The sequence below is a fragment of the Phycobacter sedimenti genome, from assembly GCF_038148855.1.
Lineage (GTDB): Bacteria > Pseudomonadota > Alphaproteobacteria > Rhodobacterales > Rhodobacteraceae > Phycobacter > Phycobacter sedimenti.
Genome location: NZ_JBBVGR010000004.1, coordinates 38,254 through 62,329 on the forward strand (window position 1 = coordinate 38,254; position 24,076 = coordinate 62,329).

Consider the following 24,076-nt stretch of genomic DNA (forward strand, 5'->3'; position numbering starts at 1 on the left):
CTAAGTGCGCTGTTGCGGAGCTGACCCATGCATGTCGTCTTTCGCGAAAGTCACGGGCTGGAAGAAACCGATACGCCCTTTGACGTCGGGCAGGATCCGGCGGATCTGATCGTACTGTCCTTTTCCGACAGCGATCTTGGTGCCTTTGCGGCGGGATGGCACAGGGCCAAGGGCAATCTGCCCACCTGCCGTCTTGCCAATCTGGTGGCGCTGAAACACCCGCTGTCTGTGGATACCTATGCGGAAGCAACGCTGGAGGGCGCAAAGGGCGTCCTGGTGCGCCTCATCGGCGGAGAAAGCTACTGGTCCTACGGCCTTGCCACCCTGCAGGATCTGGCCCGCCGCAAGGGGATTGCCCTGGCCATTCTGCCCGCCGACGGGCGCGAGGATCCGCGCCTTGATGAGCTGTCGACCTTGCCAGTCTCGACCCTGCGCCGTTTGCAGGCGCTCTGCGATGCGGGTGGCGCCGTCGCCGCGCAGGCAGCCCTCGCACAACTGGCGCTTGCGGCGGGACTATATGCGGGCCCGGTTCCCGGTCTCAAGACCACGCCGGAATTCGGATTTTATGACCCCGAGCGCGGAGTGATCGCCGACCTGCCACAGGATGACAAACCGCTGGTCCTTGTCAGTTTCTACCGCTCTTACCTGACGGCAGCCGATACAGCGCCTGTGGATGCGCTGATCGCCGAGCTGCGCGGGCGCGGCTATGCGGCCTATGGCGCCTTTGCCGCCAGTCTCAAGGCACCCGCCGCAGCGGACTGGCTGGGCACCCAACTCCCCCGCCTCGCCCCTGCCGCGATCATCAACGCCACCGCCTTTTCCGCACAAGGGTCGGACGGACGACCCTCTCCGCTCAGCGTGACGGGCTGCCCGGTGTTTCAGGTCGCGCTGTCCACCGCCCGCCGCAAGGACTGGGCCGAAGCCGCACGTGGCCTGTCGCCTGCCGATCTTGCCATGCATGTGGTGTTGCCCGAGGTGGACGGTCGCATCATGGCCGGTGTTGTCAGCTTCAAGGCTCCGGCCAAGAAGGACCCGGACCTTCAGTATTCCCGGTTTGCCCATCGCGCGGATCCGGGCCGGGTCAGCGCCGCCGTCGACCGGGTCGAGGGCTGGCTGCGCCTTGCAACACTCGAGAACCCGAACAAACGTCTCGCGCTGGTCCTCTCTACCTATCCCGGGCGTGACTACAATATCGCCCATGCGGTCGGACTGGATGCGCTCGCCTCCTGCGAGCAATTGCTGAGCGGGCTGGCCGGTCAAGGTTTTGATGTCTGCCCCCAAGGCAACCTTGGCGCCCGTCTTGGGCAGGAACGTCTCACCCTGCCGCTGGAAGACTACAAAGCGGCCCTGACAACGCTTCCGGAAAAGTTGCAGCAGGACCTGAATGACGCCTGGGGCGCCCCCGAGGATGACGCCGATGTGCGTAACGGAGCCTTTCATCTCAAGGCTCTCACCGCGGGCAAGGCCATCATCGCCCTGCAACCCGAGCGGGGTGAGGTGAAGACCCGCGTCAATGACTATCATGATCTCGACCGCACGCCGCGCCATGCCTATGTGGCCTTCTACCTCTGGCTTCAGACACAGGTCGATGCCGTTCTCCACATCGGCGCTCATGGTACGCTCGAATGGCTGCCCGGCAAGGCGGTTGCCCTTTCGGGTGCTTGCTGGCCCGAGGCGCTGATCGGCGCCCTGCCGGTGATCTATCCCTTTATTGTCAACGACCCGGGCGAGGCGGCACAGGCCAAGCGGCGCATCAGCGGCGTGACGATCGGCCATCTTCCTCCGCCGCTGGCACAGACCACCCTGCCGGACGGTATGGCGCGGCTCGAAAGCCTGCTGGATGAATACTCTACCGCCGACGGCCTGGACCCGGCCCGCCGCGACCGCCTGATCGAGGATATCCGCGCCGAGGCCCAGGGCAACGGCGTCGAGGCGGATCTGGGCCTCACGCCCGATTGCTCTGCCGCCGAGGCGATCACCCGCATCGATGCCTTTGTCTGCGACATCAAGGAAAGCCAGTACGGCGAGGGCCTTCACGTCTTCGGTACTGGCCAATGCGGGTCGCAGGAAATCGCCGGGGTCATGGATGCGCTCTCGGGGCGGCTTGTCGCGCCCGGCCCCTCCGGCTCTCCGTTTCGCGGGCGCACGGACGTGATCCCCACGGGGCGCAACCTCTTCACCACCGATCCACGGGCGGTGCCCTCGCGGGCGGCGCATGCGCAAGGGGTCAAGCTGGCGGAAGAGCTGCTGCGCCGCCATCTTCAGGATCACGGCGACTGGCCGCAGGGGCTGGTGATCGATCTGTGGGGCTCTGCCACCATGCGCACTGCGGGCGAGGAATTCGCGATGGCGCTGCATCTGGCGGGTCTAGCCCCGAAATGGGACGACGGCTCTGAACGCGTCTCCGGATTCGAGGTGCTGCCGCTTTCCATGCTGAACCGGCCCCGCATCGACGTGACTCTGCGCGTCTCGGGACTGTTCCGCGATGTGTTTCCCGGCCTTGCCCAGATGTTCGAATCCGCTGCCGCCGCCCTTGCGGACCGGGACGAGGCTGAGGCCGACAACCCCTACCGCGCCGCAGCGCCGCGCGTTTTTGGCCCCAAACCCGGCCAATACGGCCTGTCGATGGGTGCGCATCTTGAGGACTACTCGGAGGAGGCCCGCGCCGCAGCCGGTGAGGCCTGGCTGAGCGCCTCCTCCCATGCCATCGACGCCAAGGGCGACATTGCCGAGGCGCGCGAGGCGCTGGAGGAGCGCCTGAGGGGTGCCGACAGTTTCGTGCACCTTCAGGATCTGCCCGAAACGGACATCCTCATCGCCTCGGATTATGCGGCGCATGAGGCCGGTTTCGCGGCCGCCATGGCCCGCATCGGGCAAAAGGCACCCGCACTCTATCACCTCGACGCGACCCGCCCCGACGCGCCACAGGCGCGCTCCCTGGGCGAGGAAATCGCCCGCGTCACCCGCGCCCGCGCCGCCAACCCGGATTGGGCCACTTCGATGATGCGCCACGGCTTTCGCGGCGGCGCCGAGATTGCCGCAACGCTGGATCACATGGCGGCCTTTGCCCATCTGGCCCAGGCGGTGCCGCCACACCTGTTCGACCTCTACTTCGAGGCCACGCTGGGTCGCGAAGATCTCGTGGAGTTCCTGGAGCGCGAAAACCCCGACGCGCTCGCTGCGATGCGGGACCGGTTCCGTGCCCTGGCTGAGGCCGGTCTCTGGGTCACCCGCCGCAACTCGATCATCGCCGCGCTGGAGAGCGGCGCTGCATGAGGGGTGTACCAAAGGTGTACGGGTGGTGCCCCGGCGCCCTGCGCCCGATGATGTCCGGCGACGGGCTGGTGGTTCGCATCCGCGCGCCGCTGGGACGGCTTACGCCCGAGCAGGCGCGCGGTGTGGCCGACCTCTCCGAAACCCACGGCAATGGCCTCTTGGACCTCTCCGCCCGCGCCAACCTGCAGATGCGCGGCATTCGGGAAGAAGGCCACGCAGCCCTTCTCTCTGGCCTGCGCGACCTTGGCCTGCTGGACACGGACGAAGCCGCGGAAGCGCGCCGCAACATCATGCTCACCCCGTTCTGGACCGAGGGGGACGACAGCGCCGCGATCGCGGGTGATCTGGCCAAGGCGCTGACAGCGGCGACAGATCTGAAATTGCCCGGAAAATTCGGCTTTGCCGCGGATTGCGGTCCGGTGCCCGTGCTGCAAGGCGCCTCCGCCGACATTCGAATTGAGCGCGGGCCTTCCGGCCTGATCCTGCGCGCCGATGGTGCCACGCATGGCCTGCCCGTGACCCGCGACACCGCCGCCGCCGAGGCTTTGAAACTGGCCCACTGGTTTATTGAAACCGGGGGCGCATCGGGCGGGCGCGGGCGCATGAAAACGCATCTCGCCAAAGGCACGCCGCTTCCCAGCGGCTATCGCGAGACATGCCTTGCGCCGGAACCGCCCGCAAAGCCCGGTCCCGTCGCAGTCGGCCAACTGGTCGCGTTGGAGTTCGGCCAGATGCGCGCGACAACCCTGCAAACCCTTGCAGATCAAGGTACATTGCGCCTCACCCCCTGGCGGATGCTGCTGATCGAAGACGCCAGCCAGATCGCGCCCCTGCCCGGCCTGATCCTGGATGGGGCGGATCCGCGCCTGCGGGTCAGCGCCTGCACCGGAGCGCCCGGCTGCCTGCAGGCGCTTTCCTCCACCCGCGACCTGGCCCGCGATCTGGCGCCCCATGTGCCAGAGGGCGCGCATCTCCACGTCTCGGGCTGCGCCAAGGGGTGCGCCCATCCCGGCGCGGCGCCGCTGACCCTGACTGCCACCGCCCGCGACACATTCGCCCTGATCCGCCATGGCACCGCCGCGGATCAGACGCTAGAACCCCACCTGAGCGCGCGCGACCTGCGTGCCGCTCCCGAACGTCTGACAGAGGGCAGCTGAAATGCTCCACACCTATGAAACTGACGGCGCCAAGATCTACGCCGAGAGCTTTGCCACCATCCGCGCCGAGGCCGATCTTGACCGCTTCACCCGCGATGAGGAAAGCGTCGCCGTGCGCATGATCCACGCCGCCGGCATGGTGGGCCTTGAAGAGCACATCCGCTTTTCGCCCGGCATGGCCGAAACCGCCCGCGCGGCGCTGGCGGCCGGTGCGCCGATCCTCTGTGACGCCTATATGGTCAGCGAAGGCATCACCCGCCCCCGCCTGCCCGCGAACAATGAGGTAATCTGCACCCTGCGTGATCCAAAGGTGCCCGAGGTGGCCAAAGAGATGGGCAACACCCGCTCTGCTGCCGCGCTGGAACTGTGGCGGCCCAACCTTGAGGGCGCCCTGGTCGCCATCGGCAATGCCCCGACCGCGCTGTTCCACCTTCTCAACATGCTGAAAGACCCTGCCTGTCCGCGCCCTGCCGCCATCATCGGATGCCCGGTAGGTTTTGTCGGCGCCATGGAATCCAAGGAGGCGCTGATGGAGGATCTTCCCGTGCCCTCGATGATCGTGAAGGGGCGTCTTGGCGGCTCCGCCATCACCGTGGCAGCAGTCAACGCGCTGGCCAGCTGGAAAGAGTGATCATGGGCAAAGTCATCTGCGCAGGGCTCGGCCCCGGCGACCCCGACCTGATGAGCGTGAAATCGCACCGGGCCATCACCAGCGCGCGCCACATCGCCTATTTCCGCAAGGCTGGCCGCAAGGGACAGGCCCGTGCCATCGTGGAGGGTCTGTTGCCGGATGGCGTTCAGGAACACGCGATGGAGTACCCGGTCACGACCGAGATCCATTTTTCAGACCCCGAGTACAACCGCATCCTGTCTGCTTTTTACGATGACTGGGCTGACCGGCTGGAAGAGATCGCCCGCAGCAATGACGTTGTCGTCCTGTGTGAGGGTGACCCCTTCCTTTACGGCTCTTTCATGCATCTCCACAGCCGTCTGCAGGGCCGCGCCGAGGTGGAGATCATTCCCGGCATCACCGGCATGTCCGGCTGCTGGACCGCCACCGATCAGCCGATCACCTGGGGTGATGATGTACTGACCGTCGCCATGGCCACCCTCAGCGAGGAGGAACTGACCGAGCGGGCACGAAGCACGGATGCACTGGTGGTGATGAAGATCGGCCGCAACCTGCCGAAACTGCGCCGCGCCCTTGAGGCAGCGGGCAAGCTCGACGCCGCCTGGCTGGTGGAGCGTGGCACCATGCCCGGCCAGACCGTGCAGAAACTCACGGACGTGACAGGTGATGTGCCCTACTTCTCGATCGTGCTGGTTCATGGACAGGGGCGCCGCCCATGACACTTACGGCAAAAGCGGGATGGGTGGTCATTGCAGGCCTCGGCCCCGGCGACGAGGCACTGGTCACGCAGGAAGTGCGTGACGCCATCGAGACTGCCACGGATATCGTCGGCTACATTCCTTACGTCAAACGCATCGCCCCGCGCGACGGCCTGACCCTTCATGCCTCCGACAACCGGGTCGAACTGGACCGCGCCACCCATGCGCTGGAGATGGCCGCCGCGGGGCGGCGCGTTGTCGTCGTGTCCTCAGGCGATCCCGGCGTCTTTGCGATGGCCTCCGCCGTGTTCGAGGCACTGGAGGCGGGTCCGAAAGGCTGGCTCGACCTCGATATCCGCGTGCTGCCCGGCATCACCGCGATGCTGGCCGCCGCCGCGCAGATCGGCGCGCCGCTGGGGCATGATTTTGCGGCGATCAACCTGTCTGACAACCTGAAACCCTGGTCGCTGATCGAAACCCGCCTGCGCGCGGCAGGTGAAGCGGGCTTTGCGATGGCCTTCTACAATCCAAGGTCCAAGTCCCGCCCGCATCAGTTTGCCCGCGCGCTGGACATCCTGCGCGAGGCCTGCGGCAGCGACACGCTGATCAGCTTTGCCCGCGACGTGACCAAACCGACGCAGGAGATCACAACCGTGGCCCTGAAGGACGCAACGCCCGAAATGGCGGATATGCGCACCATGGTGATCGTCGGCAACCGTGACACGCGGGCCATAGGACGCTTTGTCTACACGCCCCGTTCTGCAGGGGATGCCGCCCCGTGATCAGCGCCGCCCTGAAGCCAGTCCATGACCTCTTCGACCGTGGCCAGAACCTTGCGTTCCGGCACCTTGGGGCGTGCGATCATGATCACCGGCAAGCCCAGGTCGCGCGCCGCTTGCAGTTTGGCTTCGGCGCCGCTGCCGCCCGCGTTCTTGGAGACCACATGCGTGATGCCATGGGCCTGCATCAGCGCTCTGTCTCCCGCCGCATCGAACGGTCCGCGCGCAATTTCCACGCTTGTACTCGGCAGGGGCAAAGGCGCGTCGGGCGGATCTACCAAGCGCAGAAGGTAGTGGTTCGCAGGCTTGCCCGCAAAGGCCGCGAGGTTCTGCTTTCCAATTGCGAGGAACACCCGCGCGCCCTGATCGGGGAGTGCCGCAACGGCCTCTTCAAGTCCGACAACATGGGTCCATCTGTCGCCAGAGCTTGCCTGCCATGGAGCACGCTCCGACGCGCACAGGGCAACACCCTCGCGCGCGCAGGCCTCTACCGCATTGGTGCTCATCTGCGCCGCGAAGGGGTGCGTCGCATCGACCACATGGGTGATGCCCTCCTTACGAAGAAAACCGGCAAGCCCATCAACGCCCCCGAACCCGCCTACCCGCAGGGGCAGCGGCTGGGGCACGGGGCGGGCCGTTCGGCCCGCATAAGAGAACACCGCATCAAGCCCGGCCTCGGCCAGCGCCACCGCAAGGCGAGACGCTTCGGTTGTGCCGCCCAAAAGCAGGATGCGCATGATGTCTGATCCTCAAGTAACCCCATGGTTGACCCTCGTCGGCCTTGGCGAAGATGGACTGGCTGGGCTTGGGGATGCAAGCCGGAAAGCCCTGGCAGAGGCAGAGGTCATTATCGGTGGCCCACGTCATCTTGATCTTGTGCAGGCGGGATCGCGCGGCCAGCCCTGGCCTGTTCCTTTTTCCACCGCCCCGGTTCTGGCGGCGCGGGGGCGGCGCGTGGTGGTTCTCGCCTCGGGCGACCCCTTCTGGCACGGTGCGGGCGGCTCTCTGCTGTCGCATATGCGCCCCGGCGAATGGGTCTCCCACCCTGCGCCTTCCTGCTTTTCGCTGTCCGCGAATGCCCTTGGCTGGAAACTGGAAGAAACACTCTGCCTCGGCCTTCATGCGGCCCCCTTCGAGCGGCTGACGCCGCTACTGAACAGGGGCAGGCGTATCATCTGCACCCTGCGCGATGGCGCGGCCCCGGCAGCACTGGCAAGATGGCTGGCAGAACAGGGCTTTGGCGCGACCGAGATTACGGTGATGGAGGCCATGGGCGGCCCTCGCCAACGGCTGCGCAGCCAGAGCGCAGATGTCTTTGACCTGGCCGATATAACAGCGCCCGTCATCGCCGCGCTGACCGTTGCTGGCGCAAAGGGGCTGCCCCTTGCCAGCGGCATGCCCGACGATCTGTTCCACAACGACGGGCAGATAACCAAGCGCCCCATCCGGGCCCTGACGCTGTCAGTCCTCGCCCCCCGCGCCGGAGAGGTCCTGTGGGATATCGGCGGCGGGTCCGGCTCGGTTTCGGTTGAGTGGTGCCTTGCCGCGCCCGGCGCGCGCGCCATCACCTTCGAGCCGCGCGCAGACCGGATCGCCAATATCCGCGCCAATGCCGAACGGTTCGGGATCGAACACCGGATGAAACCGGTTCTGGGCCGCGCGCCGGATGCGCTGGACGGATTCGATCTGCCCGATTGCGTCTTTATCGGCGGGGGCGGCACGCAGGCGCTGCTGGACCATCTCTGGGACACGCTGCCGGAGGGCACCCGCATCGTGGCCAACGGCGTCACCCTCGAAACCGAGACGCTTTTGATGCAGGCTCAGGCAACGCACGGCGGTCACCTTCTCAAGGCCGAGATTGCCGAAGCCGGGCCGCTCGGCTCCATGCGCGGCTGGGAACGCGCACGCCCCGTCATCCAATGGAGCGTGACCCGATGAAAGTGGCAGGCTTCGGATTTCGCCAAGGAGCTACCGCAGGCGATCTTGCCGCAGCGCTGGCGCTGACCGGCCACCGCCCGGATGCCTTGGCTTCGGTCGCGACCAAGGCAGACGCGCCAGCCTTCCGCACCCTGGCAGCCGAAATGAACCTGCCCGTGATCGCCCTGCCGAAAGAGGCGCTGCGCGGCATGCAAACCCTGACCTCATCCCCCCGCATCCAGGCCCGGTTTGGCACCGGATCGCTGGCCGAAGCTGCTGCCCTGAAGGGCGCGTGCCACGGCAGCACCACCGCCACAGCCCGCCTGCTGGAACCCCGTGTTGTCACCGCAGACGGTCTTGCCACTGCGGCCATAGCTGAAAGACTGACCCCATGACCGTTCACTTCATTGGCGCCGGCCCGGGCGCTGCCGACCTGATCACCCTGCGCGGGCGCGACCTGATTGCGGCCTGCCCTGTCTGCCTTTATGCCGGATCGCTGGTGCCCGAGGCGCTGCTGCAGCACTGCCCGGAAGGTGCCAAGATCGTCAACACGGCGTCCATGTCGCTGGACGAGATCATGGCCGAGATCACAGCCGCCCATGCTGCCGGTCACGATGTGGCGCGACTGCATTCCGGGGATCTGTCGGTCTGGTCCGCCATGGGGGAGCAGCTGCGCCGCCTGCGCGATCTGGGCATCCCCTATGACGTGACGCCGGGCGTGCCTGCCTTTGCCGCCAGCGCCGCCGCCCTTGGCGCCGAGCTGACCCTGCCGGGCGTTGCCCAGTCGCTGGTGCTGACGCGGACCTCGGGGCGGGCATCGTCCATGCCGGAGGGTGAAACGCTTGAGAATTTCGCCCGCACCGGCGCGACACTGGCCATTCACCTGTCGGTTCATGTGCTCGACGATGTTGTAGCGCGACTGACCCCCGCCTACGGCGCCGATTGCCCCGTCGCCATTGTCTGGCGTGCCTCCTGGCCGGATCAGAAGATCGTCAAGGCCACCCTCGGCACCCTGATCGACGCTACAGATGGCGCGCGCGGGCGCACGGCGCTGATCCTGGTGGGCCACGCCCTTGGCGCCGAAGATTTTGACGAAAGCTGTCTTTACGCGCAGGATTATGACCGGCGCTACCGCCCCCAAAGCGCCGACAGCCAATGGGCAGGTTGGAGCGAAGGCGATGACTGAGAGACGGACAACCGGATCCTTTCCCCCGGGGCTGATGATCTCGGCACCCGCCTCGGGCACGGGAAAGACCACCGTGATGCTGGGCCTTCTGCGGGCACTGGCCGAGGATGGCCTCGTGGTGCAGCCCTACAAAAGCGGCCCCGATTACATCGACCCTGCCTTTCACCTTGCCGCAGCGGGGCGCGCCTCTTTCAATCTTGATACATGGGCGATGGATAGCGATCTGCTGGACGCGGTCGCGGGTAAGGCAAGCGATGCGCAGATCTGTGTCGGCGAAGGCTCCATGGGGCTTTACGACGGTGTGGCAACACGCGGTCAAAGCGGTTTTGGCTCTTCTGCAGAAACCGCCAAACGCATGGGCTGGCCGGTGGTGCTGGTCGTGGATGTCGGCGGTCAGGCGCAGTCTGCCGCCGCGACAGCGCTGGGGTTTCGCGCCTATGATTCCGATCTGCCCTTTGCAGGCGTCATCCTTAACCGCGTCGCCAGCCCGCGACACGAGAGGCTGACCCGGCTGGGGATGGAGCGCGCAGGCATCCCGGTCCTCGGCTCCCTGCCCCGGCGCGGCGATCTGGCCCTGCCCGAACGCCATCTTGGCCTCATACAGGCGGTAGAGCACCCTGATCTGGAAGCCGCCATCGCGGGCTACGCGGCCTTTCTGCGCGAGAACGTGGACCTTGAGGCGATCAAATCCGCCGCCCGCGCCGGTGCAGCGCCCGCCTCAGCGCCCCTACCTGATCCGCCTGCTCAGCGCATCGCACTGGCCCGCGATGCTGCGTTCTCCTTTACCTATCCGCATCTTCTGGAAGGCTGGCGGGCGGCGGGGGCCGAGATCCTGCCGTTTTCGCCGCTCGCGGATGAGGCCCCCGCCGCGGATGCCGATCTTGTCTGGCTGCCGGGTGGTTACCCCGAATTGCATGGCGGTCGGCTGGCGGCGGCCGAAACCTTCCGCACGGCCCTGCGCAAACACGCCGAAACACGGCCCATCCATGGCGAGTGCGGCGGCTACATGGCCCTCGGCGAAGCCCTGATCGACAAGGAGGGCAACCGCCACCAGATGGCCGGGCTGCTGGGGCTGGTCACATCTTACGAGAAACGCAAGTTTCACCTCGGCTACCGCCGCGCCGTCCTTCAGGCGCCGATGCCGGGGTTTGCGACCGGAACCGCCCTGCGCGGACATGAGTTCCATTATTCGACCATTCTGGATGAGCCCGACGCGCCGCTCGCCAATGTGATGGACGCAGACGGCAACCCGGTGCCCGAAACCGGCTCGGTGCGCGGCCATGTCACCGGCACCTTCTTCCACCTGATCACCGGAGAGCAGCCATGAGCGGGTTTGTCAGCTTTGTCTCTTCCGGTCCGGGCGATCCCGAGCTTCTGACCGTCAAGGCTGTGAAACGACTGGAGGCGGCAGATGCAGTGCTGTTCGACGATCTGTCCTCGGGGCCGATCCTGACCCATGCCCGCAAGGACGCCGATCTGGTGGGTGTTGGCAAACGTGCCGGGCGCCCCTCACCGCGGCAGGATCACGTGAGCCAGCTTCTGGTCGAATATGCCTCGACAGGTGCCCATGTGGTGCGGCTTAAATCGGGCGATTCGGGCGTTTTTGGACGCCTTGAGGAAGAGATTACCGCCCTGCGCGCGGCAGGCATAGGGTTCGAGATCGTGCCCGGCGTGACCGCGGCCTCGGCTGCAGCGGCTGCCGCGAACATCCCCCTCACCCGCCGCCTGACCGCGCGGAGATTGCAGTTCATTACCGGACATGACGTCACCGGCGGCCTGCCAGAGGACCTCAACATGGCCGCCCTTGCAGACCCCGAGGCCACGACGGTCGTCTACATGGGAAAACGCACATTTGCCGCTCTGGCCGAACGCCTGCTGGAGGCCGGATTGCCGCCTGAGACGCACGCGTTGATTGCCCTTGGCGTGTCTACCCCCGATCAGGCGCTGTCCTGCCACACGGTCGGCGAATTGCCAAATGTGCTCCGTTCGATGGAAACCAAGGCGCCGGTGCTGATCCTCTATGGTCCGCTCGCAGATGAGGATCTGCCCCACTGAACGCTCCGGATGCCGCAAATAGCACGAGGATGACGCCGATGGCGCGTTGACAGCTTCCGGGCCCTTGTGCCATCTCTGAAAGACCAAGGGTTCCGACGGGTCCAAGATCCAAGGATGAAAAGGGAACACGGTGCGGTGTAGCCAAAAGGCGCCAAATCCGTGACTGCCCCCGCAACTGTGAGCGGCGAGCTACCGGGCATTGCCACTGGTCCCATCAGGACTGGGAAGGCCCCGGACCGGCACCGACCCGCGAGTCAGGAGACCTGCCATTGGGTATAAGCGGCCAGTACGGCCCGACGAAATTTCACATAGTGCCGCCGGGTGAGGCGGCAAGGAGATAGAATATGCATATCGAACCCGGGATCGTGAACGGCGTCAAAATCGCCCTGTCCTATGCCACCGCCGCGGGAGCGCTTGGCTTTGCCGCCAAGAAGACCATGGCCGACCTGGCATCCTCCGGCATCGCCTCTTTCGCGGCGCGCTCGGCCATTGCAACCGTCGGCGTCTTTGCCTTCTTCGAAATTCTGCCGCACTTCCCGGTCGGCGTGTCCGAAGTTCACTTCATCCTCGGCTCGACCCTGTTCCTGCTGCTGGGCGCTGCGCCTGCCGCCTTTGGTCTGGCGATGGGCCTGCTGATCCAGGGCGTGTTCTTTGCCCCGATCGATCTGCCCCAGTACTTCATCAACCTGACCACGCTTCTGGTGCCGCTGTTTGCGATGCAGGCGCTGGCCAAGAAGATCATCGCCCCGAACACCGCCTATGTGGACCTGAAGTATTCCCAGGCTCTGGCGCTCTCGACCGCTTATCAGGCGGGCGTCGTGGGTTGGGTCGCCTTCTGGGCCTTCTACGGTCAGGGCATCGGCGCCGAGACCATGGCGTCTGTCTTCACCTTTGGTGCGGCCTACATGATGGTCATCCTGATCGAGCCGCTCGTCGATCTGGCCGTTCTCGCCGCCGCCAAGAGCCTGCGTGGTCTTGAGCGCAGCGGTCTTGTGACCCCGCGTCTGTACGCGGCGGCCTGAAGGCGACAGCCCACCACATGACAGTCAGCGCGGCCCCAATTCGGGGCCGTGTTTCTTTTCCAAGGCTTACCGTCCCGAGGCTCCCACGTGATGATTGACCTGACCCTTGTCGGTATAGGCACCGGCAACCCCCAGCATCTGACCCTTGAGGCCATTGAAGCACTGAACGGGCTGGACCTGATCCTGATCCCCAACAAGGGGGCGGGAAAGGACGATCTGGCGGGGCTGCGTCACGAGATCTGCGAGCGGGTGATCCGCAAACCCGGGCCGCGGATCGTGGAATTCGACCTGCCCAAGCGCGATGCGGCGACCCCCAGCTACCGGCAGGGCGTGGACGACTGGCACGATGCCATCGCCGAGGTCTGGGAGCAGACGATCCAGACCCATTTGCCCGAGGGCGGCAAGGTGGGCTTCCTCGTCTGGGGCGACCCCTCGCTTTACGACAGCACCATGCGCATCGCCGAGCGGCTGAAGACGCGCACCCAGGTTGCCCTGCACGTCATTCCCGGCATCACATCGATCCAGGCGCTGACCGCCGCCCATGCCATTCCGCTGAACGAGATCGGCGCGCCCGTGACCATCACCACCGGGCGACAGCTGCGCGAGGCGGGCTGGCCGGACAGCGCCGACACCCTGGTCATCATGCTGGACGGCGATTGCAGTTTTCAAAGCGTCGCCCCCGAAGGGATACAGATCTGGTGGTGCGCATACGCAGGGATGGAGAACGAAATCTCCATCTCGGGCGATCTTGCAGACACGACCGCGCGGATCATCGAGACACGCGCCAGGGCCCGCGCCGATCATGGCTGGATTATGGATATCTACATCCTGCGGCGCACCCGCACCTAAAGGGTCCGGGCGATGGCCTCGCTGGCGGCAACTGCATCCCAACTGAAAGAAGGGATCAGATAGTCGGGCCAGCTGGACAGTTTCACGATCACCAGATCGGCGCTGCGATCGACGAATATCATCTGACCAAAGACACCCCGCGCCATGAAGACCTCGCGCGCGGGGTCGTGCACCCACCAGAACCTCCGATAGGCGCCCTGCGGCGACAGCTGATCGTATGGCGCGCCGAACTTCGACGGATCCGCGCCGGCGCAGATGTCATTGATCCAGGCCGCCGGAACGATCTGCTCCCCCCCTGCCCGGCCACCATCCCGAACCATTTTACCAAACCGGGCATAGTCGCGCAGAGTCGCGTTGAAGCCTCCATCCGCCAAGGCGGTTCCCGCATCGTCCACGGTGAAGAACCCGTCCCTTTCACAGCCGAGCTTGCGCCAGATCCTGTCCGACAGGAGCGTGGCAAGGTCCGCACCAGCCACCCGTTCCAGTGCCCAGGCGATCACATCAGTCTCGATCGAGCGGTAGGAGAAGCCGAGACCATGGGCACGCTCCTGCGGCAGGGTCAGAATGACATCGCGAATTGTGGGCTTGATCTCGCCCGCGCGCACCGGACGCCAGCCCGAGGCCACATCAATGCGCGTCATGTCACTGTCCGGCAGGCCGTAATCCTCGGAAAAGCGCGCACCCGACAGCATATCGAGCGCCTGATCTACGGTGCATCCCTCATAGCCGGTGCCGGTCAGTTCCGGGATGATATCTTCCAAGGGCGCGGCCAGATCCAAAAGGCCCTCACCGTGCAGCACGCCCGCCAGGATCCCCACCACGGATTTCGACACCGATTGCCCCAGATGCGCGGCCTCCGGGTGAAAGTCGTTGGCGTAGACCTCGGTGACAACCGTGCCGCCCTTCAGGACCAGAAACCCATCCGTGTAGCTTTCGCCCAGCCAATCTCCGACAGAGAGTTGACGCCCATCACAACTGGGAAACACGATACCGGACAGAACCCGCGGAGCACTGCCCAAGGCTCGGGCTGGACCGTTCCCGGCGCGCACATCCACCGTGGGAAAGAGGCTGCGCATGTTCTGGAAGGACCAGCGGTTGAAGGGCGCGAGATCCCAGTTCTCCAGCGTCGGACGCTTTTCCGGCGGCGGCGGAAAGCCTTGCATGATGCCGATGTCCCGCGCCGTCTTGGGTTTCGGATTCTGTAGTCTGCGCTGCATTCGGACATGCTCCCTCAGTGCGGTCCCCCGTTGCTCTTGGGTACGGACCGCAGTCAAATATCCTTGTGTGGTGGCCCCGCAGAGCCACCACGAAACGGCCAGGGCTGTTACTGCTTCAGGCGGGTCCAGACCTTGTTGTACATCTCGACCACCTTCTGATCGCAGGGTTTGACGAAATCCGGCACCGGCGCGTCTGTCGGCATCACGATCTCGGGCGCGTCCAGCATTTCGGCATCCATAAATTCCTCGGAGCCCAGCACACCATTTGCATAACGGGCAAAGTTGGAGGTCATCGCAGCGTTTTCAGGATCCATCATGAAGTTCACGAACAGCTTGGCGTTCTCCATGTTGGGCGCATCGGCCAGCACCGCCACATTGTCCATCCAGCCGGTAAAGCCTTCCTTGGGGTAGGCATAGGTCAGCGTGGGGCGGTCGGCGCGAGCGCGCATCGCGGCGCCGTTCCAGCTTTGCGACAGGTCAACGTCCTTCGAGGTCAGCTTTTCGATCACCGCGTAGTCCATCGTGCGCCAGTTTTCCTTGGCCGACAGCAGCAGTTCCATCAGCTCTTTCATCTGTTCCGGGTTTGAATTGCAGCGCGGATAGTCGAGATAACGCAGACCGGCGTTGATCACATCGTTCATGTCATTGAGCATGTTGATGCGGCCCTTCAGTTCCTCGGGCGGGTTGAAGACGATCTCAAGCGTGTTGATGTCGCCGCCGTAGACCGCGCTGTCCACGGTAAAGCTGGTGGTGCCCCACTGGTACGGCACCGAATACTTGCGGCCCGGATCCCAGTAGACATCGACCCAGTTGGGATCGAGGTTCTTGAAATTCTCCATCTCGGCGGCGTTGATCTCGGCCAGAAGGCCCTCTTCGATCATGATGGCAACCATATAGTCGCCGGGCACCACGATGTCGTAGCCACTGCCGCCTTCCTTGACCTTGGCCAGCATGGTTTCATTGCTGTCATAGCCGTCGATATTGACTTCGATATTGTACTGTTTTTCGAACTTCTCGATCATCTCGGGGTTGGTGTAGTTCCCCCAGTTGTAGATGTTCAGGGTGCCTTCGGCCTGGGCCGAGGCCGCAGTCAGGGCAATGGCGGAAGTGACCGCCGCCGTCAGGGTCGTCAGTTTCATCAGTTTTCCTCTTGTTGGTTGGGTCTGTCCCGCCGCGTGCGGGCTTCTGGTTATTTTCGTTTGCGTTGCAGGGCGAAGGTCAGCGCGACCATGGCCACGGTCAGCAGGATCAGGATGGTCGAGACCGCGTTCACCTCGGGAGTCACGCCCCGCCGGATCTGGCCAAGGATGTACAGCGGCAGGGTGGTCTCTCCGGGGCCGGCAATCAGCAGGGTGATGATCACGTCGTCCAGCGACACCACGAAGGCCAGCATCGCCCCGGATAGGATCCCCGGCATCAACAGCGGCAGGGTCACGTGGCGAAAGGCCTGCCAGGGCGTTGCATAAAGATCGGCAGCGGCAAGTTCGAAGGTGTCGGACATATCCGAAAGCCGCGCGCGGATCGGCATGAAGGCAAAGGGGATACAGAACACCGTATGCGCCAGCATCAGCCAGCCGATGCCCGACACTCCGGTCAGCTTGCGCAGGATCGAAAAGAACGACAGGGTGGCGATGGCGGTGACGATCTCGGGGATCATCAGGGGCTGGTTGATCAGGGCAATCGCCGCCGATTTCCCTCGGAAATCACCGCCACGGGTGGTGGCCAGGGCTGCCATCGTGGCAATGATTGTCGAGACACCCGTGGCCGTCAGCGCCACCTGGATCGAGATCCAAGCCGCATTGCGCACGTTTTCATTGCCAAGGGCCGTTTCGTACCAGCGCAGGCTGGCCTCGGTCCAGACCACAACCGAGCGGTTGTCGTTGAAGGAGAACACGATCAGCACGGCAATCGGCGCATAAAGCAAAAGAAGTACGAACCAGGAGAGACCGGTGAACAGCGGCTGACGTCGCAGCTCTCGGGTGCCTGTCGCTCGCCACAGGAAGGACGGCTTTCTGGGCGGAACCTTATCCATGGCGGCTCTCCTTTTCTGCGCCGACCCGCAGCGAGATCATCATCGCGATCAACACCACAGCCATCAGGATCAGGGCCGCAGCCGATCCAAAGGGCCAGTTGCGCCCAGAGCCGAACTGCATGGCAATCAGGTTGCCGATCATCAGCTTCTTGCCGCCACCCAACAGCTCGGGCGTGATATATGCCCCCAGCGAGGGGATCAGCACCAGCGCACATCCCCCGACGATCCCCGGACGGCTGATCGGAATGACGATATGGCGGAACACCTGCACACGAGAGGCATAGAGATCGTGCCCGGCCTCCAGCAGCGAAAAATCGAACTTTTCCAGCGAGGCATAGATCGGCAGGATCATGAAGGGCAGGAAGCTGTAGACCAGCCCGATCAGAACGGCTCCGTCCGTGTATAGCATCTCGATCGGCTCACTGATCACGCCCAGCTTCATCAGGGCCAGGTTCACAAAGCCCTCGTCGCGCACGATCAGGAGCATGGAATAGGTGCGGATCAGAAGGTTGGTCCAGAACGGAAGGGTGATGGCGAAAAGCCAGAAGTTGCGCTGCTCCGGCGGTCTGGCGGCGATGAAATAGGCCACCGGAAACCCGAGGAGGAGCGTGCCGCACATGGTGAACAGCGCCAGACCGAAGGATCGCGCAAAGATCTGCAGATAGGCACTGTTGAACACCAGACTGTCATCGAAAATGTCCCTCTCGAACAGGAACTGCACATAGGCATCGGTCGAGAACACCCATTCGACACCGCCATAGGTGCCGGGTTCAAGGAAGGAATAGATCAGCGCAATCGACAGGGGTGCGAGGCCAAAGATCCCGATGATCGTGATCGCCGGAAGCAGAAGAAACAGCCGCCTGCGCCGCTGGGCACTGCTGCGTGCGGCCGCGGCCTGCCTAAGGCTCTCTGCCGCCGATTGGTTATGTCCAACGCCCTGCCCCATCAGTCCACCAACACCTGCAGCATTGAGGTATCCGGGATCAGTCCCACGTCGCGCCCCGCAGGGCTGGGCTGGGCCACCTGGGCCTGCACCTCGGTCCCGTCGCGCAGACGGATCCGCATCTGCGAACCTGCGCCGAAATAGCTGCTGTCCAGAACGGTGCCAAGGAGCAGCGCCGCTTCATCTGCGGCATCGCAGATCGTGATCGTCTCGGGGCGGATCGCCACATGAACCGCCCCGGGGGCCAGCGTGGCGCTGGCCGCATTTGCCAGCACGGCCTGACCGCCCGCAAACCGAATGCGCGCCTTTTCCCCCTCATATCCCAGAAGGTGCGCAGGCACGATGTTGGTGTCCCCGATGAAATCCGCCACAAAGCGGCTTTGCGGGGTGGTGTAGATCTCCTCGGGCGTGCCAATCTGCTGAACGGCGCCCGCGGACATCACCGCAATCTGGTCCGACATCGCAAGGGCTTCGCCCTGATCGTGGGTCACGAAGACAAAAGTGATGCCCGTTTCAGCCTGAAGCCGTTTCAGCTCGCTCTGCATGCCCTTGCGCAACTTCAGATCCAGCGCCGACAGCGGCTCATCCAGCAGCAGCACCTTGGGCCGGGGCGCCAGAGCACGCGCAAGAGCGACCCGCTGCTGCTGACCGCCCGAAAGCTGATCCACCCGGCGCGCGGCAAAGGCGCCAAGCTGCACGAGGTCGAGCATCTCAGCGACCGTCGCCGTGATCTCGGCCTTGGGCCGGTTCAGCATCTCAAGCCCAAAGCCGATATTGCGCGCAACGCTCATGTGCGGAAACAGGGCGTAGTTTTGAAAGACAGTGTTGACCGGGCGCTTGTGCGGCGGCAGGTGGCCAATCAGCTCCCCATCAAGGGCAATCTCGCCCTCGCTTGGCAGTTCGAACCCTGCAATCAGCCGCAGAAGCGTGGTCTTGCCACAACCCGACGGCCCCAGCAGCGTGAAGAAACTGCCTTCGGGCACGTGCAACGAGACCTTCTCCAGCGCCGTCACAGCCGACGCTCCCTCGCCAAACCTTTTTGTCACCTCTTTTGCGTCGATCATTCTGAATTCCGGTCGGCCCCTGTTTGGCAGTAGTCCGGGCAGGTTAGCCCCCCGTGGATGACAGGAAAATACCACCAGGGAAGCAGGCCGCCTCTACCCCCAAGGGGGTATGCAGCTCAGATCGCCACTTTCAGATCACCGATTGCAGAAAGAGCGAAAACAGGTCCGACTGAGAGGAAATCCCCAGTTTTCGGTAAATGTTCTTGCGGTGCACCTTGACGGTCGCGGGGGACAGATCCAGCACCAGGGCAATCGACTGGCTGGAATGCCCGCGCAGCAGATATTGCACGATCTCGATCTCACGGTTTGTGAGGCCGCCGCACAGATCCCGGATCAGCACCTCCAGACTTGCGCTCCCCATAGTCGGCTCTGTGTGGCGCGGGGCTTTGCCATGAAAATGCTGCTCGCACAAAGAGGCGAAGACGGGCTGCGCTTCCAGGAGCCGAGCACGGTCTTTGCGGGAAAATCGCGTCTCGCCGATCAGGCGCCCGAGGGAAAAGAACAAGGTGCTTTCCGGCAGTGTCACAAAGACCGCCAGTTCGTCTTTCAGACGTACAGAGCGATAGTAGATATTGTAGTAATCGGTCTGGGAAAACCGGTCCGGCGCGACTTCTTCCAGAACCATGACCGGATCGAACCGGCCACTGAGATAGCTCACCACAAAGGGATCCAGCAGCCACGCCCGGTCCAGCCAGCGGTCCACCACCACCGAGCGCCGTTCCTGTCGCACATTGTCATAAAGGTGCTCCGGCAGCCGGCTTGGTCTGAGACGACTTACAAAGGCACCGCGAAAAGGGGCCACCGTCCGCATCAGATCCAACAGCGCCGACATGAACCCAGGCGTTCCGATGGCCCGGATCGCCTGGGCAAGGTCCGGAGTGGAGAGTGCAAGCTGGGTCATGGGCTGAGATCTGCGGTCTTGAGAGTTGCGTTCACGCTAGTTTGCACAGTCGCGGCCATTTGACATTCAAATTCTACAATACCTTGCCACAATCCGCGCAGGGAGGCCTGAATGAGACAAGGAGGGTACAGCGTCTCAAAAACCGGGCAGACACGTGCCATCCCCTTGTGTCCGGCCCGAAATCTTTCTACGAACCTAGGTGTTGCAAAGTCGGCTGGGTGCATCTTGCGCGCGTCTTGTGTGCAAGGGATACGGCAACCGCGCAACATGCGGGCGTGATGGAATGGTAGACATATCAGACTTAAAATCTGAAGGGCGTATGCCCGTGTGGGTTCGAGTCCCACCGCCCGCACCACGCGACTGACTTTCGCCGCCAGCACACAGTATGCTCTCGGTCGCAAAAGGTGCAAACCGTCTCCCGATCGGATGAGCGTATCGGTCGTCAGATTTCTTGTCCGACTGTCCGCATGACCTGCGCCAGCAATTGAGCGCCGGTGTCATGGACATGCTTCTCTGCAGTGACCAGATGCTCCTGAAGCGGCGGGACATCAACGGGTGGATCCACAAAAGCCAGTTCGGAAAACCCCGCAAAATGCGGCACAAGCCTTTCGTGAATCGTAGCGATATTCGCAGTCCCGGCCACATAGTGCGGCAACACCAGGAAACTGGGCAATGAGGCCGCCACCCGGATGTCCTGAGCCTGTTCCTCCAACCAGCGTTCGAAATGGCTTTTGCCATTCTCGAGAAAAAAATCGGTGACAACCATGGGGGATCGGAAAAAGTCATCCGCCGTAAAACCATTGAGCAGGACGGGGTTATCCTTCCACAACACACATTTGAACCGGTCCCGGAACAGCGGCTCGGCGGTGTACTGAGGGGTCAGTGCAAAGTCCGGACCGATGAGAAAATCCAGAACCCCCCGCTGAAACTGCCGGACCGCCTCCTGGGTGAAGGGCATGATCGAAAGGGAGACATTAGGAGCAATTGTCGCCAATCGTTTGGTCAGCGCCGAGATATAGACCGCGGCCACATAATCGGACGCGATGATCGTGAAATGGCGATTGAGCGTGGCCAGGTCGTTTGACGGACGCATCCGCGACACCGACCGCAGGAGGGCTACCATGTCCGGTATGCGCCTCTCAAGCTCTGCCCCAAAAGACGTCGGAACCATGCGCTGACCATCATAGTAGAACAGTTCATCCTCAAAATGCAGACGGGCCCGTTTGAGCGCGCTGCTCATGGCCGATTGCGTGATGTGCAGCTCTGCGGCGGCTGCCGTGACGCTGCGCCTGCGCAGCAGAGCGTCGATTGCGACGAGCAGGTTCAGGTCCAGATTTTCCAGATGCATACCCATTAATGGCATCAATGATGCCCACATGAAATATCAATTTTGCTGATCGCCTGTTGCACCATAGGCTTCGGGCAAGCGGACAAGGGAGAAGCGTGTCCGCAATGGGAGGATAAAATGAATAGATTTGCTGTCGGCGCCGCCGCACTCTTGGCCTGCGCCCCTGCCGCATATGCGGAGAATTTCAACGTCACGATTGCTGCCGGACATCCGCCGGTGTTTCGCTGGGTCAAACAGTTTCCCGAAGCCTTTATTCCAAGCGCGCAGGCCGCGCTTGCGGGGCTTGGCCACAGCCTGACGGCCCTTGAACAATACGGCGGATCCATTGCCGGCGTCGGTGAGGAACTCGAGGCAGTCGAGGCCGGACTTGCAGAACTCGGCGTCTGTTCCTCACTCTTTGATCCGGCCAAGCTCGCGGTTCAGAATGTCACCTACTACACTCCCTTTGTCAGCGATGACGTCAGGCTGGTTACGGACGTCGTGCACAAGCTGCACCAGACCGATCCCCGCATGACGCAGGCCTATACCGACAACAACGTGGTCTATGTCGGTTCTCCCACGGCGATTGACGACTACCTCTTGATGACCAATTTCCCGGTCAGCTCTCTGGCGGATCTTGAGGGGCGCAAGATCGCGGCCCCCGGTCCGGCCATCAACTGGCTCTCGGGGACCGGCGCTGTGGGTGTGCAGGGCAACCTGACCACATACTACAATGAACTGCAAACCGGCGTTTACGACGGGGTGATCGTCTTTGCCTCGGCCGCCTTCCCCGGCAAGCTTTACGAGGTTGCGCCGCATATCACGCAATTCGGCCTCGGCGCCCAGTTTGCCGGCGCCATTTGCGCCAACAAGGACTGGTGGGATGGTCTGGACGCGGATGTGCAGGCCGCCTTTACCGGGGCTGCGGACGATGCGATGGAGTGGTATCTTTCGGATCTTGAGGGCTTTGTCGATCTCGCCTACTCCAAGATGCAGGAGGCCGGAGCCACCGTGACCGCCGCATCAGATGAGATGCGCGCCTCCTGGGCCGCAGGTATGGACAATGCCGCTGCCGAATGGGCCGCAGGTCTTGACGCGCAAGGCAAGGGCGGCACCGACATGATGTCTCTTTACATGGATACCATGCGCGCCGCCGGGGCCACCCCCTTGCGCAATTGGGACAAAGAGTAACCCCCGATGACGGCATTCTCCCGCACCCTGCGTCTGCTCGATCGGGCAACGCAGGGTGCCAATATCCTCGGCACGATGCTGATTGTCGGCCTCGTGTTGATTATCTGCGTCGACGTGGTTGGCCGTGAAACAGCTGGAGCGCCCCTCCCGGGCGTACCCGAGATCATCTCTCTGTCCATCGTGGCGATCGTTTTCCTGCAGGTTCCCCAGGCCTTCAAGGCGGGCCGACTGACCCGGTCGGATGGCCTGATCAATGTGCTGCATGCGCGAAAACCCCGGCTGGCCAAGGCAATAGAAACCCTGTTCGAGCTTCTCGGCGCGCTGGTGGTGGGCACGATCCTCTATGCCCATTGGCCAATCCTGACACGGTCGATCGAAAGGGGAGATTTTGTTGGCTCGGTCGGGAATTTCACCTTCCCGACCTGGCCGGTCAAACTGGCGATCTTTGCGGGCGCGCTTCTTTTGCTGTTGCAGTTCCTGGCACGCATTCTGCGCCGATTTTCAGGGGACGACATATGACTCCCTTTGAAATTGGCCTTTTCAGCCTTGCCGCAATGGGCGGGCTGGCAATTGCCGGGCTTTACATTCCCATCGCCCTGATCCTGTGCTCTTTCTTGGGTGTCTGGGCGATCAAGGGCAATGCCATCCTGGCTGCCACGATGCTTGGCCTGGCCGCCAATGATGCCATTTCAAGCTACTTCTTCGGCGTTGTTCCGGTCTTTGTCCTGATGGGCTTTATCGTTTCCGAAAGCGGCATGGGGCGCGATGCCTTTGATGTTGCGAATGCCATGTTCAAACGGATCAAGGGCGGGCTGGGCCTTGGCACCATCGCGGCCAATACCATCTTTGCCGCCATCACCGGGATCTCCATCGCATCTGCTGCCGTCTTTACCAAGATCGCGGTGCCCGAGCTGCGCCGCCACGGCTATGGGACACGGTTCTCCGTCGGAGTGGTGGCGGGCAGCTCTGTTCTCGGCATGCTGATCCCACCCAGCCTTTTGCTGATCCTCTACGGTCTTTTGACCGAGCAATCGATTGGCGATCTCTTTCTGGCCGGCCTTGGTCCGGGACTGATTCTCGCGGTCTTTTTTGGCCTTGGCACCGTGCTGCTTGCGATCTTCTCGCCCGGATTTGTCGGCCACAACCTCAGCGCGGATGGCGATGATCTGAGCGCGGGGGATCTGCTGGCCAAGGGCATGCCCATCGCACTGCTGATCACCCTCGTGCTGGGCGGCATCTACGCAGGCTTCTTTACCCCGGTCGAGGCAGGCGCCATCGGCACCGCCGGGGCCTTTGTGATCGGCGTCGCCAAGGGGCGCCTCTCCCTTGCGGCGCTGTGGCGGGTTCTGGTTGAAACCGGCATGATCACCGCTGCGATCTGTTTCCTGCTGATCGCCGCGCAGATGTATTCGCGCATGCTGGCCTTCTCTGGCCTTCCCGCTGGCTTTGGCCAGTTCGTTGCCACCGCTGATCTGTCACTGCTCGGCATCCTTCTGCTTTATTGCCTGGTGGTGATCCTCATGGGCATGATCCTTGATAGCGGATCGATCATGCTGATCCTGGTGCCGCTGATGCTGCCCGTGGTGACGGCGCTCAACGTAGACCTTGTCTGGTTCGGGATCATCACCGTGATCGCAGTCGAGATCGGGCTTTTGACACCGCCCTTTGGCATCTCGGTCTATGTGATCAAGGCCACGCTGGATGATCCCGCGATCAGCCTCAAGGACATCTTCATCGGAGCCGCGCCCTTTGCGCTGATGATGGTGCTCTGCCTCGCCCTTGTCATTTTCTACCCTCCAATTGCCACAGGCCTTTTGGGCCGTTGAAGGAA

At 63.4% G+C, this 24,076-nt stretch carries 23 protein-coding genes, 1 tRNA gene and 1 riboswitch; of the genes, 16 read left to right on the plus strand and 8 right to left on the minus strand.

Annotated features, from left to right (window positions below; genetic code table 11):
- The first annotated feature begins 27 nt into the window (after positions 1 to 27).
- The 5 genes from cobN to cobJ are packed head-to-tail and all read left to right on the plus strand — an operon-like array spanning position 28 to position 6,544.
- On the plus strand, positions 28 to 3,276 hold the full coding sequence (gene cobN, locus AADA15_RS08155) for a cobaltochelatase subunit CobN (RefSeq protein WP_341641062.1): 3,249 nt from the start codon (positions 28 to 30) through the stop codon (positions 3,274 to 3,276).
- Positions 3,273 to 4,433 (plus strand): precorrin-3B synthase, encoded by a 1,161-nt coding sequence (gene cobG / locus AADA15_RS08160; protein ID WP_341641063.1) that lies wholly within the window; start codon positions 3,273 to 3,275, stop codon positions 4,431 to 4,433. The genes cobN and cobG overlap by 4 nt, the downstream gene beginning before the upstream one ends.
- Position 4,434: 1 nt before the next feature.
- Positions 4,435 to 5,064 (plus strand): precorrin-8X methylmutase, encoded by a 630-nt coding sequence (locus AADA15_RS08165; protein ID WP_341641064.1) that lies wholly within the window; start codon positions 4,435 to 4,437, stop codon positions 5,062 to 5,064.
- Positions 5,065 to 5,066: 2 nt separating this feature from the next.
- A complete protein-coding gene (cobI, locus tag AADA15_RS08170; RefSeq protein ID WP_341641065.1) occupies positions 5,067 to 5,783 on the plus strand; it encodes a precorrin-2 C(20)-methyltransferase in 717 nt (238 codons plus the stop codon).
- Entirely contained in the window at positions 5,780 to 6,544 is a 765-nt protein-coding gene (cobJ, locus tag AADA15_RS08175; RefSeq protein WP_341641066.1) for a precorrin-3B C(17)-methyltransferase, read from the plus strand. The genes cobI and cobJ overlap by 4 nt, the downstream gene beginning before the upstream one ends.
- On the opposite strand, the gene AADA15_RS08180 is transcribed toward cobJ, so the two are convergent.
- Positions 6,508 to 7,278: a cobalt-precorrin-6A reductase gene (locus tag AADA15_RS08180; protein WP_341641067.1), complete on the minus strand. Its 771-nt coding sequence runs from the start codon at positions 7,276 to 7,278 to the stop codon at positions 6,508 to 6,510. The genes cobJ and AADA15_RS08180 overlap by 37 nt on opposite strands.
- Before the next feature lies 1 nt (position 7,279).
- Between AADA15_RS08180 and cbiE the strand changes: the two genes are divergently transcribed.
- The 7 genes from cbiE (at position 7,280) to cobF (ending at position 13,570) form a co-directional block, all read left to right on the plus strand.
- Positions 7,280 to 8,479 carry a precorrin-6y C5,15-methyltransferase (decarboxylating) subunit CbiE gene (cbiE, locus tag AADA15_RS08185; RefSeq protein ID WP_341641068.1) on the plus strand — a complete coding sequence of 400 codons (1,200 nt, stop codon included), beginning with the start codon at positions 7,280 to 7,282 and terminating at the stop codon, positions 8,477 to 8,479.
- On the plus strand, positions 8,476 to 8,853 hold the full coding sequence (locus AADA15_RS08190; RefSeq protein ID WP_341641069.1) for a cobalamin biosynthesis protein: 378 nt from the start codon (positions 8,476 to 8,478) through the stop codon (positions 8,851 to 8,853). Before cbiE ends, AADA15_RS08190 begins: the two co-directional genes overlap by 4 nt.
- Positions 8,850 to 9,644 carry a precorrin-4 C(11)-methyltransferase gene (cobM, locus tag AADA15_RS08195; protein WP_341641070.1) on the plus strand — a complete coding sequence of 265 codons (795 nt, stop codon included), beginning with the start codon at positions 8,850 to 8,852 and terminating at the stop codon, positions 9,642 to 9,644. Before AADA15_RS08190 ends, cobM begins: the two co-directional genes overlap by 4 nt.
- Positions 9,637 to 10,971 carry a cobyrinic acid a,c-diamide synthase CobB gene (locus AADA15_RS08200; protein ID WP_341641071.1) on the plus strand — a complete coding sequence of 445 codons (1,335 nt, stop codon included), beginning with the start codon at positions 9,637 to 9,639 and terminating at the stop codon, positions 10,969 to 10,971. The genes cobM and AADA15_RS08200 overlap by 8 nt, the downstream gene beginning before the upstream one ends.
- Positions 10,968 to 11,699, plus strand: coding sequence for a uroporphyrinogen-III C-methyltransferase (gene cobA / locus AADA15_RS08205; protein ID WP_341641072.1), 732 nt, complete (start codon positions 10,968 to 10,970; stop codon positions 11,697 to 11,699). The genes AADA15_RS08200 and cobA overlap by 4 nt, the downstream gene beginning before the upstream one ends.
- 70 nt (positions 11,700 to 11,769) lie before the next feature.
- Positions 11,770 to 11,984: riboswitch (cobalamin riboswitch) on the plus strand.
- A 59-nt stretch (positions 11,985 to 12,043) separates the two neighbouring features.
- On the plus strand, positions 12,044 to 12,721 hold the full coding sequence (locus tag AADA15_RS08210) for an energy-coupling factor ABC transporter permease (RefSeq protein ID WP_341641073.1): 678 nt from the start codon (positions 12,044 to 12,046) through the stop codon (positions 12,719 to 12,721).
- Positions 12,722 to 12,811: 90 nt separating this feature from the next.
- Positions 12,812 to 13,570 (plus strand): precorrin-6A synthase (deacetylating), encoded by a 759-nt coding sequence (gene cobF, locus AADA15_RS08215; RefSeq protein WP_341641074.1) that lies wholly within the window; start codon positions 12,812 to 12,814, stop codon positions 13,568 to 13,570.
- Here the strand turns inward: cobF and AADA15_RS08220 are convergent.
- The 6 genes from AADA15_RS08220 to AADA15_RS08245 form a co-directional block, all read right to left on the minus strand.
- Complete coding sequence (locus tag AADA15_RS08220) at positions 13,567 to 14,787, minus strand: serine hydrolase domain-containing protein (protein ID WP_341641075.1); 1,221 nt, start codon at positions 14,785 to 14,787, stop codon at positions 13,567 to 13,569. The two genes, cobF and AADA15_RS08220, sit on opposite strands and share 4 nt — an antisense overlap.
- A gap of 107 nt (positions 14,788 to 14,894) precedes the next feature.
- On the minus strand, positions 14,895 to 15,926 hold the full coding sequence (locus tag AADA15_RS08225) for an extracellular solute-binding protein (RefSeq protein WP_341641076.1): 1,032 nt from the start codon (positions 15,924 to 15,926) through the stop codon (positions 14,895 to 14,897).
- Positions 15,927 to 15,976: 50 nt separating this feature from the next.
- Positions 15,977 to 16,819 carry an ABC transporter permease gene (locus tag AADA15_RS08230; protein WP_341641077.1) on the minus strand — a complete coding sequence of 281 codons (843 nt, stop codon included), beginning with the start codon at positions 16,817 to 16,819 and terminating at the stop codon, positions 15,977 to 15,979.
- A complete protein-coding gene (locus AADA15_RS08235) occupies positions 16,812 to 17,765 on the minus strand; it encodes an ABC transporter permease (protein ID WP_341641078.1) in 954 nt (317 codons plus the stop codon). Before AADA15_RS08235 ends, AADA15_RS08230 begins: the two co-directional genes overlap by 8 nt.
- Positions 17,765 to 18,826, minus strand: coding sequence for an ABC transporter ATP-binding protein (locus AADA15_RS08240; RefSeq protein ID WP_341641079.1), 1,062 nt, complete (start codon positions 18,824 to 18,826; stop codon positions 17,765 to 17,767). The genes AADA15_RS08235 and AADA15_RS08240 overlap by 1 nt, the downstream gene beginning before the upstream one ends.
- A 130-nt stretch (positions 18,827 to 18,956) precedes the next feature.
- Positions 18,957 to 19,727 carry a helix-turn-helix transcriptional regulator gene (locus AADA15_RS08245; RefSeq protein ID WP_341641080.1) on the minus strand — a complete coding sequence of 257 codons (771 nt, stop codon included), beginning with the start codon at positions 19,725 to 19,727 and terminating at the stop codon, positions 18,957 to 18,959.
- A 269-nt stretch (positions 19,728 to 19,996) separates the two neighbouring features.
- Between AADA15_RS08245 and AADA15_RS08250 the strand changes: the two genes are divergently transcribed.
- Positions 19,997 to 20,082, plus strand: a tRNA-Leu gene (locus AADA15_RS08250).
- A gap of 87 nt (positions 20,083 to 20,169) precedes the next feature.
- Here AADA15_RS08250 and AADA15_RS08255 read toward each other — a convergent pair.
- The gene (locus AADA15_RS08255) at positions 20,170 to 21,081 is read right to left on the minus strand and encodes a LysR family transcriptional regulator (RefSeq protein WP_341641081.1); all 912 of its coding nucleotides are present in this window, start codon (positions 21,079 to 21,081) and stop codon (positions 20,170 to 20,172) included.
- A gap of 111 nt (positions 21,082 to 21,192) precedes the next feature.
- Between AADA15_RS08255 and AADA15_RS08260 the strand changes: the two genes are divergently transcribed.
- From AADA15_RS08260 to AADA15_RS08270, 3 genes are read left to right on the plus strand one after another with little or no spacing between them, the layout of a single operon-like run.
- On the plus strand, positions 21,193 to 22,245 hold the full coding sequence (locus tag AADA15_RS08260; protein WP_341641082.1) for a C4-dicarboxylate TRAP transporter substrate-binding protein: 1,053 nt from the start codon (positions 21,193 to 21,195) through the stop codon (positions 22,243 to 22,245).
- A gap of 6 nt (positions 22,246 to 22,251) precedes the next feature.
- On the plus strand, positions 22,252 to 22,764 hold the full coding sequence (locus AADA15_RS08265; protein ID WP_341641083.1) for a TRAP transporter small permease subunit: 513 nt from the start codon (positions 22,252 to 22,254) through the stop codon (positions 22,762 to 22,764).
- A complete protein-coding gene (locus AADA15_RS08270) occupies positions 22,761 to 24,071 on the plus strand; it encodes a TRAP transporter large permease (RefSeq protein ID WP_341641084.1) in 1,311 nt (436 codons plus the stop codon). The genes AADA15_RS08265 and AADA15_RS08270 overlap by 4 nt, the downstream gene beginning before the upstream one ends.
- Positions 24,072 to 24,076 lie beyond the last annotated feature (5 nt).